The sequence below is a fragment of the Streptomyces sp. DH24 genome, assembly GCF_029813775.1.
Lineage (GTDB): Bacteria > Actinomycetota > Actinomycetes > Streptomycetales > Streptomycetaceae > Streptomyces.
Window position 1 is genome coordinate 101181 of record NZ_JARVKW010000015.1, and the last position, 15109, is coordinate 116289.

The following is a 15109-nucleotide window of genomic DNA, read 5'->3' on the forward strand; positions in this document are numbered from 1 at the left end:
GTCGGCGTCAGCGCCTGCGCACGCCCGGCGACACGGCGATCCGGCCCACCGCCCAGAACACCGCCAGGGTGGCCAGGGCGAGCCCGGCGACCAGGGTGGCGCCGCCGACGACCTTCTCGTAGTCGCGCTGGTAGAGCCCGTCGATGATGTAGCGGCCGAGGCCGCCGAGGCTGACGTAGGCCGCGATGGTGGCCGTGGAGACGATCTGGATGGCCCCCGAGCGCAGGCCGCTGAGGATCAGCGGGAGCGCGGCCGGGAGTTCGATCTGGAAGAGCACCCCGGACTCGCTCATGCCCATGCCCCGCGCGGCGTCCACCGGCGACGGGTCGACGGAGCGCATCGCCTCGTAGGTGGTGACCAGGATCGGCGGGACGGCGAGGACGACCAGCGGGGTCATCACGTTCACCATGCCGAAGCCCACCAGCAGGGTCATCAGCACCAGCAGGCCGAAGGTGGGCAGGGCCCGTCCGGCGACGGCGATCAGGGCGAGGACGTTCCCGCCGCGCCCGTAGTGACCGGTGACCATGCCGACCGGCAGCGCGATCGCGGCGGCGATGGCGAGTGCCTGCAGGGTGTACCGGACGTGCTCGGCCACGCGCGTGGGAATGCCGTCGTAGCCCTGCCAGTGGGCGCTGTCGCCGAAGAAGGCGTTGATGAAGTTCAGCAGGTTCACCGGGCTGCGTCCTTACGTGCTGCGGCGGCCGGTCCGGGCACGCCGGCCTTCGGTGTCCTGCGCGTGCGGCGCGGCATCCACGGCGTCAGCAGGAGGCGCACGAGGACCAGCAGGCCGTCGGCGAGGATCGCCAGGAGGGCCATGCTGAGCACGGCGTTCACGGCGAGTTCGGGCCGGTCGTAGATGTTCGCGTCGTTGATCAGGTTGCCGAGCGCGCCCTGGTTGCCGATGAGGGCGCCGATGCTGACGAGGCTGATGCTCGACACGGTCGCCACGCGCAGTCCCGCGACGATGGCGGGCGTGGCGATCGGCAACTGGACCTGGAGGTAGCGGCGTACGGGCCCGAAGCCCATGGCGGTGGCGGCGGCGAGGGTCTCCCGCGGGACGGAGCGGACGCCGTCGACGATGGCCGGGACCAGGACGACGAGGCTGTAGACGGTGAGCGGGATCATCACCGTGAGTTCGGTCTGGCCGGTGTAGTCGATGAGGAGGACGAAGAAGGCCAGCGAGGGAATGGCGTACAGCACGGTCGTCACCCACAGCACCGGCGGGTACAGCCAGCGGAAGCGGACGCACAACTGGGCCAGCGGCAGCGAGATCAGCAGCCCGGCCAGCACCGGCAGCAGGGCCTCCCGCAGATGCAGCCCGACCAGACCGAGCCAGCTGTGCTGGAGGTCGCTCGGGATGTCGAAGAAGCCATTCATTCGGCGACCTTCGCGGCCGTGCCCTGGGCGCGCCGCTCGGCGTGGGCCCACCGGATCGCCTCGCCGATGGTGTGCTGGGACACCACTCCGCTCACCCGGCCGTCCGCGTCCACGGCGACGGCCCAGCCGGTCGGCGACAGCACGGCCCCGTCGAGGGCGGCGCGCAGGGAGTCGGTGCCGGGCGTGAAGGGCCGCCCGTAGGGCAGGAGGCGGGCGGGATCGATGGCGCCCGCGGTGAGTTCGCCGGGTTCGCCCCAGCCGAGCGGTCTGCCGTCCGCGTCGGTCACGAGGAGGTAGGGGGCCTTGGGTGCGGCGATCTGCTCCGCGGTGGCGTCCACGGCGACGACGGGTCGGGTCGTCAACTCGAGGCCGGCGGACGGGAAGAAGGACAGCCCGCGGATGCCGCGGTCGGCGCCGAGGAAGTCCTCGACGAAGGCGTCGGCGGGGTCGGACAGCAGGTCGGCGGGTGGTGCGAACTGGGCGAGCCGGCCGCCGGTGCGCAGGACGGCGACCATCGTGCCGAGTTTGATCGCCTCGTCGATGTCGTGCGTGACGAAGACGATGGTCTTGCCCAACTCGTGCTGGATGCGCAGCAGTTCGTCCTGGAGGCCCTTGCGGACGACGGGGTCGACGGCGGAGAACGGCTCGTCCATGAGCAGCACGGGCGGATCGGCGGCGAGGGCGCGCGCCACGCCGACGCGCTGCTGCTGGCCGCCGGACAGCTGGTAGGGGTAGCGCTGCGCCAGTGAGGCGTCCAGGCCGACGCGCTCCATGAGTTCGGCGGCGCGTTCCCTGGCGCGGCGTTTGCCCCAGCCGAGCATGCGGGGCACGGTGGCGATGTTGTCGACGATCGTGCGGTGCTGGAAGAGGCCGGCGTTCTGGATGACGTATCCCATGGACCGGCGCAGGGTGTTGACGGGCTGCTGCCTGCTGTCCACGCCGTCGATGAGGATGCTGCCCTCCGTGGGCTCGACCATCCTGTTGATCATGCGGAGGGTCGTCGTCTTTCCGCAGCCGGAGGGGCCGACGAGGACGGTGATCGCGCGGTCGGGTATCTCCAGCGAGAGCCGGTCGACCGCCACCGTGCCGTCCGGGTACCGCTTGGTGACTGATTCCATCCGTATCAAGACGCCGAATGCCCTTCGGGTTGGCACGAGCTGCCCGCTGCGGCCACGGTCACCGGGGCCGTCGCCGGTCGAGTCTAAGGGGCGGATGTTTCACGCCCCGGCCAGGAACCGTTTCCGCTGCGGGCGGACCGAAACCGGACGGGGGTTCGAGCGGGGCGGGTGCCACGGGCGGGCGGCCTGCGGCGGTCCCGGGCCGACGGTCACCGGAGAGCACCGGGGAGCACCGGGGAGCACCCGCCGGGCGGCGTCCGGCACGGCACGGCGGACTCGTCCGGGCCGCGGGCGGGGCCGGCGTGCGGAGGCACGCGGGGGTGCGGGAGTTGGGGCGGATGAGTCTCGTACGCGTGTGGGCGGTGTGCCCTGCCGGGGTCCGGGCCTGCCCCGTCACCCCTCGGCCGGGGGCAGGGTCACCTCGAAGCGGCAGCCGCCGGTGACGTTGCGGACCGTGGCGTGGCCGCGGTGGGCCTCGACGATGCCGCGGACGATGGCGAGCCCGAGTCCGGCGCCCGCGGGCGGGGTCCGGGCGTGCGTGCCGCGCCAGCCGGTGTCGAAGACGCGCGGCAGGTCCTCCTCGGGGATGCCGCCGCAGCCGTCCGTCACGGACAGCACCACACCCCCGGGCGACCGCTCGGCGGCCACCGCGACCGTCCCGTCGGCGGGCGTCCGGCGAATCGCGTTGACCAGCAGGTTGCCCAGCACCCGGCTCATCTCCCGGCCGTCCACCTCGACCGGCACCGCCTCGACGGGCTCGCCGACGAGCCGTACGCCGTTCTCGCGGGCGAGCGGGTCCGCGCCCGCGAGCGCGTCGCCGACCAGGTCGTACAGGGACATCCGGGAGAGGGAGAGCTTCAGGGCGCCCGCGTGGATGCGGGACAGTTCGAAGAGGTCGCCGACCATGTCGTTGAGGCGTTCCACCTCGGTGCGGATCTGCCGGAGGTAGCGGTCCGGGTCGGCGGCGACGCCGTCCTCCAGGGCCTCGGCCATCGCGCGCAGACCGGCGAGCGGGGTGCGCAGGTCGTGGGAGATCCAGGCGACGAGTTCACGCCGGGAGGACTCCAGGGCGCGCTCCCGGTCCCGGGACTCGGCGAGTTTCGCGCTGGTCGCCTCCAACTCGCGGCTGAGCGCGGACAGTTCGGCGGTGGAGGGGCCAGTGGGCGCGGCGAAGTCGCCGCCGTCGCCGAAGGACCGCGCGGCCATCGCCAGGGCCCGGCTGCGGGCGACGACCCAGCGGCCCAGCAGCAGCGCGGTCGCCAGGGACACCACGGCGGCCGTCGCGACGACGGTCGTCACGACGGTCAGGTCGTGCGCGGACAGGAACATCGCCCGGGCGACCGCGAGGGTCCCGGCGAGCATCGCGGTGACGGCGACGCCCGCGACGACGGCGAGGTGCGCGGTGAGGGACCGGCGCCGGATCAGCAGCAGGACGCACGCGCCGAGCAGACCGGCCGCCGCGGCGCCCGCGAAGGCGAACAGGGCGATGAGCAGGATGTCGCGCACGGTCACTCCCCCGCGACGGGCACGGTGTCGTCGAAGCGGTACCCCACGCCCCACACGGTCTGGATGAGGCGGGGCCGCGCCGGATCGTCCTCGACCTTGCCGCGCAGCCGGCGGACGTGGACGGTGACGGTCGACTGGTCGCCGAAGTCCCAGCCCCACACCTCGCGCATCAGCTCCTCCCGGCCGAAGGTACGCCCGGGGTGCCGGAGCAGGAACACGAGGAGGTCGAACTCGCGGACGGTCAGCGCGAGTTCGGTGCCGTGCTTGGCGGCTCGGCGGGCCGCCGGGTCGACGGTGAGACCGGCGGCGCGCAGCGGCCCGGAGGACTGCGCGGGCCGGGTGCGGCGCAGCACGGACCCGACCCGCAGGACGAGTTCGCGAGGGCTGAAGGGCTTGGTGACGTAGTCGTCGGCGCCGACCTCCAGACCGAGGACGCGGTCGTCCTCGTCGCCGCGCGCGGTCAGCATGATCACCGGCACCGGCCCGTCGTCGCGCATCCGGCGGCACACCTCCAGGCCGTCCATGCCGGGCAGCATCAGGTCGAGGACGACGAGGTCCGGCCGGTGGGCGGCGGCGCGGGCGAGCGCGTCGGGTCCGTCGCCGGCCCGGTCCACGACGTATCCGGCCCGGTCGAGGTACCCCGAGACGACCTCGGCCACGGTCGGATCGTCGTCCACGACGAGGACCCGGGCCCCGGTCGGCTGCTGCGGCTGCTGCTCCATGCGGCCAGCCTCGCACCGCGCGCGCGAAAGCGCCGCTCCCGTCCACCGGCGTCCGTGTTCCGTAAGAAGTTCCGCAAACAGTTCCGTAAGAAGTTCCGCAAGGAACCGGCGTCCGGTCCGGGGTTTTCTCACCCACGTCGTGTGCGGGTGACGCGAACCGGCGGGCGGAACACCCCGCCGACGGGGCGAAGTCGGCAGGACGGTGCATCCGGCGGTCCGGAACGGAACGCACCACGCGTCCCCGTCGTCCGACAGGATGGGAAGCTGCACCACGAGGTACGCACGAGGGGAAGTGGGGGCCATGACCGGTCAGGAGTCGGGAAGCGACAGAACGCCGCAGGACGGGTACGGCACGGCGCCCGTCCCGGACGAGGTCTGGCAGAAGTTCCTCACGGACAGCGAGAGCGCGATCCGCAGGTCCGCGCCGAGGGAGCCGTCGGCGTGGGAGCGCACGGTTCTCGCGCGTCGGGAGCGACCGGAGGCCGAGGGGGCGACCGGTGCGGAGGGGACGGCGGGCGCGGTCGGCGAGCTGTGGCAGCCCGAGGACCGGTGGGGCGGCCCGGCCTGGCGGGACATGGACAGCCGGGCCCGGCGGCGCCGTGTGGGCCGCGCCGTCGGCACGGTCGCCGCGCTGGCGCTGCTGTTCGGTGCCCTGTCCCTGCTGCCCGCCAGCTCCCGGAACCCGTACCAGGACCCGGGTGGCACCGTCTCGCAGCAGTCGGAGGAGGCCCCGGAGGAACTTCCGGCCGTGACGGCGACCACCCTTCCGTCGGCGGCGTTCGCCCCCGACGGGACCTGACGCCCCGCCGGCCCGCGAACAGGCGGCCCTGCCGGGCGCGCGGCGCCGGTCCGCCGGGCCCGCGCCCGGCCGCCGACGACCGGACGAGCGAACAGGCGGGCGAACGGGCGGACGGGCAGGCGGACAAGCGGGCGGACGGACAGGCGGGCGGACCCTTGCCCGCCCGCCTGCCCCGGACCGCCGGATCAGACCCGGCTCAGCTCCGCCGCCCCGAAGGACACGTCGAAGCGGTCGCACCAGATGCTGACGCTGGTGAACCCCGCCGGGTCGACGTCGGCGGGCAGGACGTAGTTCTGGCTGCCCTTGTTGCCCTTCAGCCTGCCCAGGCTGACGTACTCGCCGTCGTCGAAGACGTGCCAGCCCGCGCGGCCCTCCTTCACGGGCGCGTCGGTGAGCCAGACGTGCAGGTCGGGTCCGTTGCTCGTGTCGAGCTTCTCCAGCCGGACGACGTGGGAGCCGTCGGGGAGCCGTACGAGCCGCACGGTGCCGGACGTGGCGTGCTCGTGGCTGATCAGTTCGCCGCCGGCGAGCGTCCGCGGGCCCGCCGAGGTGGCGGACGGCGCCCCCGAGGGTTCCGCCGCGCCCTCCGAGGCCTCGGCCGCCGGGTCCTTCGACTGCCCGGGCGTCACCGACGACGAGACGGCCCCGGGCAGCGCCTCGTCCACCGTCTCGTCCTGCCAGATCTTCCACGGCTGGAACCAGTACAGCCCCGCACCCGTCACGACCAGCGCCACCGCCACCGCACCGACGACCCACTGCTTCCTGCTCACGCGCCCCACCCCGCCTCGTCTCCCAGGTCTTCCGACGGCCCATTGAACGCAATGACGGGGCCGCTCGGGGCCCCTGAGCCGATGACGGTTTCCTTACGGCGCCGAAATCCCGCGGCCCGGGGGCCGTTGCCGACGGGGTGCCGCGCCGTCACAGCTTCGCCCCCGGCGAGACAGGCCGCCAGGGCGAACACCGCGATCGTGGTGACGACGAAGGCCACGTCGGCCATCGAGGGCTCCCGGATGAGGTCTTGGTCACGTTCGGACCTCTCGACAGAACGCCCCATCCCACCCGGACCCGGCGTCGTTGACGGGCTCGTGGCACGGGCCTGCGGAACAGGTGGGAGGTGGCCGTGACACCGGCGCTGCTGACCCGGGTCCGGTCGGTCCCGGCGCTTCTCGTCGCCCATCCCGCCCGTGCCGTCGTCGTGGCGTTCGCCCTCGTGCAAACGCCCCGGCGAGGACTTCACGTACGCCACCGCCGACACCGTCGTCGAGCAGGGCGACGTCATCGTCGTCACCGGCAAGACGCGCGCGGTGGAGGCCTGCGCCGACCTGAGCTGACGCCGGGCCGTCCCGCCGGAGCACATGGCAGGATTTTCCCACGGGCGCCCGTGGGGGGAGCCGGACGGCGGAAGGAGCGGGGATGGTGCGGTGGCGGCTGCTGCGGGGTGCCGTGGCGCGGCCCGTTCCCGAGCCGGTGGCGACGCCGTTCGTGTGGGCCGCCGCGTTCGTCGGTTCCCTGCTGCTGGTGACGGTGCTGGGCGTCGCGGGCGGGCTGGCCAGTTCGTCGGTGGCGCTCGTCGCGCTGAGCATGCTCGCGGTCGTGCTGGGGCTGCCCGCCCGGTTCCAGGCGGCACCGGGCATCGCGATCGTCTGCTGGATGTTCCTCAACAACTTCGCGGTGGCCCCGCGTGGCCGGCTCAGCTGGGACGGGCATCCCGACGCCGCCCGGTTCGCCGTGCTGCTCGTCGCCGCCGCGCTCGGCACGGTCCTCGCGCGGCTCCTGCACGCGCGCGGCGCACACCACCGCACGACGCCGGGCCGCTGACCGGGGCCGCTGGCCGAAGGCGTGCTGTCACCGTCGTGTCAGGAACGGGTAAGGTTCCCGGCGGTGTGCCGGGAAGGCTGGTCGGCGAGCAAGGGACAGGTCTCTTCTCCGACCGGCAGTCGCGCACGGGGTGCCGACCGGAGCAACCCCGCAGCGGAGGATCGTGAACGACTGGCACAGCTGGGCCGCCCTCGTCGTCTTCGTCGGTGCGTACGCCCTGATCATCAGCGAGAAGATCCACCGCGTGGCCGTCGCCCTCGGTGGCGCCGCTCTGATGCTGGCGCTCGGTGCCACCGACGACAAGTCGGCCTTCTACTCGGAACACAGCGGCGTCGACTGGAACGTCATCTTCCTGCTGCTCGGCATGATGATGATCGTCGGCGTGCTGAAGCGGACCGGCATGTTCGAGTACCTGGCCATCTGGTCGGTGAAGCGGGCCCGCGCCAAGCCGTTCCGGGTGATGGCCATGCTGGTCGTGATCACGGCGGTGGCCTCGGCGCTGCTGGACAACGTGACCACGGTGCTGCTGATCGCCCCGGTGACGCTGCTGGTGTGCGAGCGCCTGGCGCTGCCGGCCGCGCCGTTCCTCATCGCGGAGGTCATGGCGTCGAACGTCGGCGGCACCGCGACCCTGGTCGGCGACCCGCCCAACATCATCATCGCCAGCCGGGCCGGACTGACCTTCAACGATTTCCTGGTCCACCTGGCCCCCCTGGTGGGCGTCCTGCTGATCGTCCTCGTCGCGCTGTGCCGGGTGATGTTCCGCAAGTCCTTCGTCTACGACGAGGACCGCGCCGCCGAGATCATGGCGCTGGAGGAGCGGGAGGCCATCAAGGACCCCCGCATGCTGGTCCAGGGCCTGGTGGTCCTGGCCCTGGTGGTGGCCGGGTTCGTGCTGCACCCGGTGCTGCACTACGAGCCCAGCGTCGTCGCCCTGCTCGGCGCGGGGCTGCTGATCACCGTCTCGAAGGCGCAGACCGGTGAGGTCCTCGGAGAGGTGGAGTGGCCGACGCTGGCGTTCTTCGCCGGCCTGTTCATCATGATCGGCGGCCTCATCGAGACCGGCGTGATCGGCGAGGTCTCCAAGGCCCTGGCCGACCTGATCGGCGACAACGAGTTCGGCGGCTCGATGCTCCTGCTGAGCGCGTCCGCCGTGCTGTCCGGCATCGTCGACAACATCCCGTACGTCGCCACCATGGCACCCATCACCAGCGACCTCGTCGAGGGCATGGGCGGCGGCACCGACCACGTGATGTGGTGGGCCCTGGCGCTCGGCGCCGACCTGGGCGGCAACGCCACGGCGATCGGCGCCAGCGCCAACGTCGTGGTGCTGGGCATCGCCGAGCGCAACCGGCAGCCGATCTCCTTCTGGCAGTTCACCAAGTACGGCCTGATCGTCACGGCCGTCACGGTGCTGCTGGCGCTGGGCTACGTCTGGCTGCGGTACTTCGCGCTGGCCTGAGCGCCGGCCCGGCCGGACGCGCGGGGCGGCCCGCGGTCAGTCGCGCCGTACCTCCCCGGCGGCACTGAGCAGTGCGTGCAGCAGGTGGGAGGCGGTGATCACGCCGAGCAGGTGCGTGCCGTCCTTCGCCCGCTCCGCCACGGCCACCAGCGGGCTGCGCACCCGTGCCATCAGCGCCGCCACCTCCAGCGCGGTGTCGTCGGGCTCGGCGATCGGCGGCTTCGTCGGCTGACCGGACAGGCACTCCCCCACGCGGCGGCCGGCCAGGGCCTGGCAGAGCCGGTCGGCGTGCGGCTCGTCGACGACCGCCGCGAGGGTGGGGTCCTCGATGACGTAGGCCGGGACCAGCACCTTGACCATCTGGGAGGCCGGCAGGATCGCCTTCGGCTCGCCGCGCTCGTCCAGCACCAGCAGCCCGGGCAGTTTGTGTTCGGCCATCAGCCGGGCCGCCTCCAGGGCGTCGCTGTCGACGCTCACCGTCTCGTATTCGACCGCCAGATCCCGAGCGCGCACGACGGACTCCTCGTCAGCTCCACGGCAGCCGGAGGCCGGCTGCGGACGTCAGGTGACCAGCCTCGTACGCCGACGGGGCGCGGGCCGTGCCACTGACGGGAACATACGCCCCGGGGTGGGGGTCGGCGGCCGGTGCGCGCCACCGCGCGTCCCCGTCCCCGGACGCGGGCGAACCCGCGGGAGTGGCCGGACCCGGCCCGCGGCGGTCGAGGCTCCGGTTCAGCGGGTGCCCGTCGAACCGTCGTTCCAGTCGTACGGGCCGCCGCCGCGCCAGTCGATCAGCTCGGGGTCGTCCACGGCCGTGTCGACGGCGGGCAGCCCGGCGCCGTGCAGGATCTCCAGCACGTCGAACAGGCCGTACGCGGTGCCCGCCTCCTCGTCGCGGACCGTCACCCGCCGCCCGCCGTCCGGCGTGGGCGGGAACACGACAACAGGGGGGCGTCGCTCCATGCCACCACCATGCCCGTCCGGCGCCCGGAACGCAGCCCCGCGTGGGCCTTCCGGGTTCCCGCGCCCCCTCCGGAACGGCGCGCTCCGTGCTAGAACACGGCCATGGAGGCCGAGCCGATCACCCTGTCCGCGCCGCGGCCCGTACGGCACCCCGCCCTCGTGCAGGGCTGGCACGAGCTGACGTTCCTGCACTGGCCGGCGGACCCGGCGGCGGTGGCTGCCCTGCTGCCGGCCGGCACCCGCCCCGACACCCTGGACGGGGTGACGTACGTCGGGCTGGTCCCCTTCGTGGTGCGCCGCACCCGCCTGGCGAGCGGGCCGGTCGTGCCGTATCTGGGCACCTTCTGCGAGACGAACGTACGGCTGTACTCGGTGGACGACGAGGGCAGGCGCGGGGCGTTCTTCCTGTCCATGGACGCCGCCCGGCTGCTTCCCGTGCTGGCCGGACGGCTCGGGGTGCGGCTGCCGTACCACTGGGCGGCGATGCGGCTGCGCCGGCGGGGCGACGTCATCACGTACGCGTGCCGGCGGCGCGGGAGCGGGGGGCCTGCCAGCCGGGCCGAGGTCCGGACCGGGCCGCGCGTCGCGGAACCCACACCGCTGGAACGGTTCCTGACCGGCCGGTGGGGACTGCACGTGGCCTGGCACGGCCGCACCCTGTACCTGCCCAACGACCACGAGCCGTGGCCCCTGCACCGGGCGGAGCTGCTCCGCCTCGACGACGGTCTGATCCCGGCGGCCGGACTGCCGCCCGTGCCGGGACCGCCGGTCAGCGTGCTGTACTCGCCCGGGGTCACGGCCCGGTTCGGGACACCGCTCCGGGTGTCGCGGGGGCCGGACCGGCCGGGCGGGCGCCGGTAGGGCGCCAGGTCCCGGCCACGGGCCGCGGGGGCGCCGCCGGACGCCCGGCGCCGGGCCTCGGGGACGTCCCCCGGCACCCGGCGCGGGGCCGGGCCGTCATTCGCGGGCGCCGCCCTGGCCGCGTTGGGCGACGAGGGTGTCGCGGATCTCCTTGAGGACCTGCAGCTCGGTCACCTCCAGGACCTCCTGCGCGCCCTCCTTCTCCTTCCGGCGGGCCTCCGCGCGAGCCAGGTACTTCGACATCGGCAGGACCATCAGGAAGTACACCACCGCAGCGGTGATCACGAAGCTGAGCGTGGCGCCGAGGACCGAACCCCAAAGGATCATGACGCCACTGGAGACCGTGCCGTCGGCCGCCTTCTCACAGGGGCCCTTCAGACACGAGCTGTAGCTGTCGAGGTTCTGCGTCCCGATGGCGCCGACGAGCGGGTTGATGACGCCCTTGACCACCGAGTTGACGATGTTGGTGAAGGCGGCACCGATGACCACCGCCACCGCCAGGTCGACCACGTTCCCACGCATCAGGAAGGCCTTGAAGCCATCCAGAACGCCCGGCTCCTTCTTGTCACTCACTGGGAGCCTCTCTCCTTATGTTCAGGTAGCACAACAATCAGCTGCGCAACCTACGCCACCGCAGTGACGGTCCGTCCAACTCGGTACCTCGATCGAGCTACTTGACATCGAACCTCCATAATTGCCGCCAACCAGATATCGAATGGGCGTCCCCGCGTTCCTCGGCGTGAGTGGTCTCGTGCGCGACGGCGCCACCCGGCCCCCGGACGCCCCGTTGGGGTTCCCGTGGCGCCGCAGCAGTGACGGTTCTGCATACTCAGCCGAAGTCCGAAGACGTACGGAGACCAACGACAGTGTGGACACGCATCGGCGGCCCCGAGGTCCTGTCGGCGTCCAGCGGGGAAGCTCCCGGCCGCCTCGTCGGCCGGGACCCGGAGACGGAAACCCTGCGCGAACTGCTCCGGAAACACCGTCTGGTGACGGTGACCGGTCCGGCCGGAGTGGGCAAGAGCCGGCTGGCCGACGCCGCCGTGGCCACGACGCGGGACGCGCCCTGGCAGCACGTCGTGCGGGTGCACTGGCAGGGCCGGGGACGGGCGGCGCCCGGCGCGCTGGCCGCCGCGGTCGTCCGGTCGGTGTCCGGGGTACGGCCGCGGCGGGACTCGGCCGGCGTCGACACGGTGGTCCGTGGCCTGCCCGGGGTGCGGAACCTGCTGTTCGTGGACGACGTCGATCCGGTGCACGGGGAGTGCGTCGGGCTGGTGCAGCGCCTGCTGATGACGGTGCCCGACCTGCGGGTCCTGGTGACGGCCCGCCGGCCTCTCGGGCTCGGTGACGAACGGGTGCTGCGGGTGCCGCCGCTGAGCGTGCGGCCGGGTGCGGGCGAGAGCGGAGCGGAGCGGGGCGAGCACGGGCCCGCCGTGGAGTTGTTCCTCGCGCGGGCGCTGGTCGACGGGTTCCGCGCCGAGGGCGCCGAGCTGGACGCGGTGACCGAGATCTGCGAAGCCCTGGAGGGCGTGCCACTGGCGATCGAGCTCGCCGCCGCGCAGCTGGACCGGCACCGGCCGGCCGAGCTGGCCCGGCTGCTGCGCCGCCACCAGTGCTGGCTGGCCTCCCTGCACGCGCCGCTGCGCCGCCACCGGTCGCTGCGGGACGCGGTCGGCGCGAGTTACGTGCTGTGCGACCGCACGCTGCGGGTCGTGTGGGGACGGGCGAGCTCGTTCGCCGGGTCCTTCACCGAGGGGACCGCCGTGTTCCTGTGCGCCGGCGGGGGCGTGGCACCGCACGACGTGCCCGGGGCGCTGGCGCGGCTCGCGGCGATCGGGGTGCTGGAACGGATCGGCGACCCCGGAGGCGTACGGCAGCCCCGCTACCGGATGCGCCGGGCGGCCCGCGACTTCGGTGCCGAACGGCTGCGGGACGCCGGGGAGTCGCCGGTGGCCCTGGAGCGGCTGATGGTCCATTGCCGGCGTGTGGCGTCCGTCGCCGAGAGCCTGTGGAGCACCGGCTGCCAGTCGCAGGCCGTGCGTCTCGTCCTGGACGAACTGGACGACGTCACCGCGATGGTGGAGTACGCGCTGCAGCACCCCGAGCACGCGGAGGCGGCGCTCGACGTGGTCGTCGGCCTGTGGTTCTGGTGGGCCGTGTACGACCGGGGTGAGCAGGGCCGCGGCTATCTGCTGCGGTTGCTGCCGCTGTGCGACTCCGACGATCCGCTCGTCGTCCGGGGGCTGTGGCTGGCGGCGTGGCTGGCCGTGGCCGGGGACCCGCGGGGCGCGCGCACGCTGCTGGGGCGGGCGTGGCAGGCGGCGGTGCTGGCGGGCGACGACGCGACGGTCGGGCGTGTCGCGCATGTGCAGGGCGTGCTGGCGCTGCACCTCGGTGACGTGCGGTCTGCCGCGGAGCACTTCCAGGAGGCGGCGGAAACGATCCCGCCGCATGCCCCGGGCGGTCCTACGCCCGCGCTCAGCCTGGCCGCCCGCGCGGTCGCCCAGGCGGCGTTCGCGCCCGGCGCGGCCCGGCGCACTGCCCGGCGTGCGCTGCGGCATCCGGGGATCCGGCAGGACCTGTGGGCCTGTCTCGTCGCGCGTTACGCGTGTGCGTTCGTCGATCACCGGGCGGGGCATGGCGGCCGTGCCTGGCGCCGCGCCCGGCGTGCGCTGGCGACGCTGGACCCCGCGCTGCCGGCTCCGTACGGCGCCGCGGCCCTGCGTGAGCTGGTCGCGGACATCGAGTGCGGCGCCGAGGCCCGGTTCCCTCTGTTCCATCTCCGCCCGGTCCCTCTGCCCCGGGTGCAGGCATCGGCTCCGCCGGCTACGGCGGGGGCGGTGCGTGGGTGAGGTGGGGGCCGGCGGTCGGTGCGGTGCGTCGGTGAGGTGGGGGCCGGCGGTCGGTGCGGTGCGTTGGTGAGGTGCGGGCCGTGGTCGGTGCGGTGCGTTGGTGAGGTGCGGGCCGTGGTGAGTGCGGTGCCTTGGTGAGTGCGGTGCCATGGTGAGCTGCGGGCCGTGGTGAGTGCGGTGCCTTGGTGAGCTGCGGGCCGGTGGGTGGGGGTGCCTGCGGCGGCCTGTGCGGGGTCGGTGGATGGCTTGCGTCGCGCCTTGTGCCGGTGGGTGGGTCGGGGCCGCGCCGGGGGGTGTCCGTCCTCGGAACGGCGCGGAATCGGTCGGCCACAGAAGTCCCACGCGTTGACGCGCCAACCGCTGCGGGCGGACACCCCCCGACACGTCCCCTTCCCGCCGTACGCGACTGCCGCCCGGTGGCCCATCCCGCGCGGGCGACTGCGGGTGGCGGGCAGCGGGTGGCAGCCCCGACGCGCCGTCGCCCATTCCTCCGCGCCCCGTCGGCTTCTGGTCACCGGCCCGTCACGCCCAGGGGGGACGTTTCGTACCGTCCCCCCTCCCCCGCCTCCCCATGCGTGCGTCCGCCCCCGAAGTACCGGACGTGACGTGGAAGGACTGCGTCGCCGTGTCCCTGTTGCCGCTCGACGGAATCGCCCGGCCCCTCCCCGCCGCCGGTCGCCTCGTGGTCGCCTCCCGCCGCTCGCTCCGTCACGTTCCCGTGCTGCTGCCGCTGGCGCTCGTCGCGGGATGGGCCGCCGTCGACTGGCGTACCGTCCGGGACGGTGCCGCGCAGGTCGCGGCGGCCGATCCCTGGTGGCTGCTGTGCGCGGCGCTGTTCACCTGCCTCGGCTGGGTCGCCGCCGCCTGCGTCCGGCAGGGTGCCCTGCCGGAGAGGCTGCCGGCGGGGGCGCTGCTCGCGTCGCAGTTCGCCGCCGGGGCCGCCAACCATGTGCTGCCGGCGAGTATCGGCGCCCACGCCGTGACCCTGCGGTTTCTCGTGCGCCAGGGGATTCCGCTGGCCCGGGCCACCTCGTCACTCGCCCTGTACTCCCTGGTCAGGCCGGTCGCGAAGGTGTTCGTGCTGGTTGCCTTCCTGGTGGCGTTCCCCGGTGTGCTGCGGGCCGGGGAGTTCGCGTTTCTTCCCGAGCGGGGGACGCTTGTCCTTGTCGGCGCCGGCGTGGGGGCCGGGGCCGGGGTTGCTTGCCTGGTGCTCGTTGCCGTGCCGGGGCTGCGACGGTCCGTGGGCGGGTTCCTGGGGACCGCCCTCGCCGACGCGCGGCGGCTGCACACCATGCCCAGCCGTGTTCTCGCACTGTGGGGCGGGGCGGCGGTCACGCCGGTTCAGCAGGGCACCGTGATCGCCTGCGTCGGCTTCTCGCTGGGGCTGCCGCTGTCCTGGGCGCAGGTCGTGCTCGCGCTGCTGGTCGCCAGTACGGCGGTCGGGGCCGTGCCGGCGCCGGGCGGCATCGGCCCCGTGGACGCGGCGCTGGTGTTCACCATGGTCGCGTTCGGCGCCCCGTTGGCCGCGGCCACGGCGACCGTCGTCGGGTACCGCGTGCTGACCGTGTGGGTGCCTCTGCTGCCCGGCGCGCTGGTGTTCTCCCTGCTCGTCCGGAGGAAGCTGCTCTAGG

17 protein-coding genes are annotated in these 15109 nt (G+C 73.7%); 7 read left to right on the forward strand and 10 right to left on the reverse strand.

The window, feature by feature from the left end:
* Nucleotides 1-7 precede the first annotated feature (7 nt).
* The 5 genes from QC282_RS14780 to QC282_RS14800 all read right to left on the reverse strand — a co-directional run bounded on the left by QC282_RS14780 (nt 8) and on the right by QC282_RS14800 (nt 4723).
* Nucleotides 8-673: an ABC transporter permease gene (locus QC282_RS14780; protein ID WP_279549805.1), complete on the reverse strand. Its 666-nt coding sequence runs from the start codon at nt 671-673 to the stop codon at nt 8-10.
* Nucleotides 670-1377: an ABC transporter permease gene (locus tag QC282_RS14785; protein ID WP_279549806.1), complete on the reverse strand. Its 708-nt coding sequence runs from the start codon at nt 1375-1377 to the stop codon at nt 670-672. Before QC282_RS14785 ends, QC282_RS14780 begins: the two co-directional genes overlap by 4 nt.
* A complete protein-coding gene (locus tag QC282_RS14790) occupies nt 1374-2504 on the reverse strand; it encodes an ABC transporter ATP-binding protein (RefSeq protein WP_279549807.1) in 1131 nt (376 codons plus the stop codon). Before QC282_RS14790 ends, QC282_RS14785 begins: the two co-directional genes overlap by 4 nt.
* 384 nt (nt 2505-2888) lie before the next feature.
* Nucleotides 2889-4001 (reverse strand): HAMP domain-containing sensor histidine kinase, encoded by a 1113-nt coding sequence (locus tag QC282_RS14795; protein WP_279549808.1) that lies wholly within the window; start codon nt 3999-4001, stop codon nt 2889-2891.
* A gap of 2 nt (nt 4002-4003) precedes the next feature.
* Nucleotides 4004-4723 (reverse strand): response regulator transcription factor, encoded by a 720-nt coding sequence (locus QC282_RS14800; protein ID WP_279549809.1) that lies wholly within the window; start codon nt 4721-4723, stop codon nt 4004-4006.
* Between the two features lie 301 nt (nt 4724-5024).
* Between QC282_RS14800 and QC282_RS14805 the strand changes: the two genes are divergently transcribed.
* Complete coding sequence (locus tag QC282_RS14805) at nt 5025-5522, forward strand: hypothetical protein (RefSeq protein WP_279549810.1); 498 nt, start codon at nt 5025-5027, stop codon at nt 5520-5522.
* A gap of 185 nt (nt 5523-5707) precedes the next feature.
* Here the strand turns inward: QC282_RS14805 and QC282_RS14810 are convergent, their stop codons facing one another.
* Together QC282_RS14810 and QC282_RS14815 are read right to left on the reverse strand one after the other, a co-directional pair.
* Nucleotides 5708-6292, reverse strand: coding sequence for a DM13 domain-containing protein (locus tag QC282_RS14810; RefSeq protein ID WP_279549811.1), 585 nt, complete (start codon nt 6290-6292; stop codon nt 5708-5710).
* Nucleotides 6289-6519 carry a hypothetical protein gene (locus QC282_RS14815; RefSeq protein WP_279549812.1) on the reverse strand — a complete coding sequence of 77 codons (231 nt, stop codon included), beginning with the start codon at nt 6517-6519 and terminating at the stop codon, nt 6289-6291. Before QC282_RS14815 ends, QC282_RS14810 begins: the two co-directional genes overlap by 4 nt.
* Before the next feature lie 187 nt (nt 6520-6706).
* On the opposite strand from QC282_RS14815, the gene QC282_RS14820 reads away from it, so the two are divergent.
* From QC282_RS14820 to QC282_RS14830, 3 genes are all read left to right on the forward strand, one after another.
* Nucleotides 6707-6853, forward strand: coding sequence for a hypothetical protein (locus QC282_RS14820; RefSeq protein WP_279549813.1), 147 nt, complete (start codon nt 6707-6709; stop codon nt 6851-6853).
* Nucleotides 6854-6935: 82 nt separating this feature from the next.
* Nucleotides 6936-7340 carry a hypothetical protein gene (locus QC282_RS14825; RefSeq protein WP_279549814.1) on the forward strand — a complete coding sequence of 135 codons (405 nt, stop codon included), beginning with the start codon at nt 6936-6938 and terminating at the stop codon, nt 7338-7340.
* A gap of 163 nt (nt 7341-7503) precedes the next feature.
* Nucleotides 7504-8802, forward strand: a complete 1299-nt coding sequence (locus QC282_RS14830) for an ArsB/NhaD family transporter (RefSeq protein WP_279549815.1) — start codon at nt 7504-7506, stop codon at nt 8800-8802.
* A gap of 36 nt (nt 8803-8838) precedes the next feature.
* Here QC282_RS14830 and QC282_RS14835 read toward each other — a convergent pair whose 3' ends face one another.
* Nucleotides 8839-9315 carry a CBS domain-containing protein gene (locus tag QC282_RS14835; RefSeq protein WP_279549816.1) on the reverse strand — a complete coding sequence of 159 codons (477 nt, stop codon included), beginning with the start codon at nt 9313-9315 and terminating at the stop codon, nt 8839-8841.
* 219 nt (nt 9316-9534) lie between these two features.
* Nucleotides 9535-9765 carry a hypothetical protein gene (locus tag QC282_RS14840; protein WP_279549817.1) on the reverse strand — a complete coding sequence of 77 codons (231 nt, stop codon included), beginning with the start codon at nt 9763-9765 and terminating at the stop codon, nt 9535-9537.
* A 102-nt stretch (nt 9766-9867) separates the two neighbouring features.
* Here QC282_RS14840 and QC282_RS14845 point away from each other — a divergent pair, with 102 nt between their 5' ends.
* Nucleotides 9868-10626 carry a DUF2071 domain-containing protein gene (locus tag QC282_RS14845; protein WP_279549818.1) on the forward strand — a complete coding sequence of 253 codons (759 nt, stop codon included), beginning with the start codon at nt 9868-9870 and terminating at the stop codon, nt 10624-10626.
* A 96-nt stretch (nt 10627-10722) separates the two neighbouring features.
* Here QC282_RS14845 and mscL read toward each other — a convergent pair whose 3' ends face one another.
* Nucleotides 10723-11199 carry a large conductance mechanosensitive channel protein MscL gene (gene mscL / locus QC282_RS14850; RefSeq protein WP_279549819.1) on the reverse strand — a complete coding sequence of 159 codons (477 nt, stop codon included), beginning with the start codon at nt 11197-11199 and terminating at the stop codon, nt 10723-10725.
* 293 nt (nt 11200-11492) lie between these two features.
* Here mscL and QC282_RS14855 point away from each other — a divergent pair, with 293 nt between their 5' ends.
* Both QC282_RS14855 and QC282_RS14860 read left to right on the forward strand, forming a co-directional pair.
* Complete coding sequence (locus QC282_RS14855) at nt 11493-13478, forward strand: AAA family ATPase (RefSeq protein ID WP_279549820.1); 1986 nt, start codon at nt 11493-11495, stop codon at nt 13476-13478.
* A 625-nt stretch (nt 13479-14103) separates the two neighbouring features.
* The gene (locus tag QC282_RS14860; protein WP_279549861.1) at nt 14104-15108 is read left to right on the forward strand and encodes a lysylphosphatidylglycerol synthase transmembrane domain-containing protein; all 1005 of its coding nucleotides are present in this window, start codon (nt 14104-14106) and stop codon (nt 15106-15108) included.
* The last annotated feature ends 1 nt before the right edge of the window (nt 15109 follow it).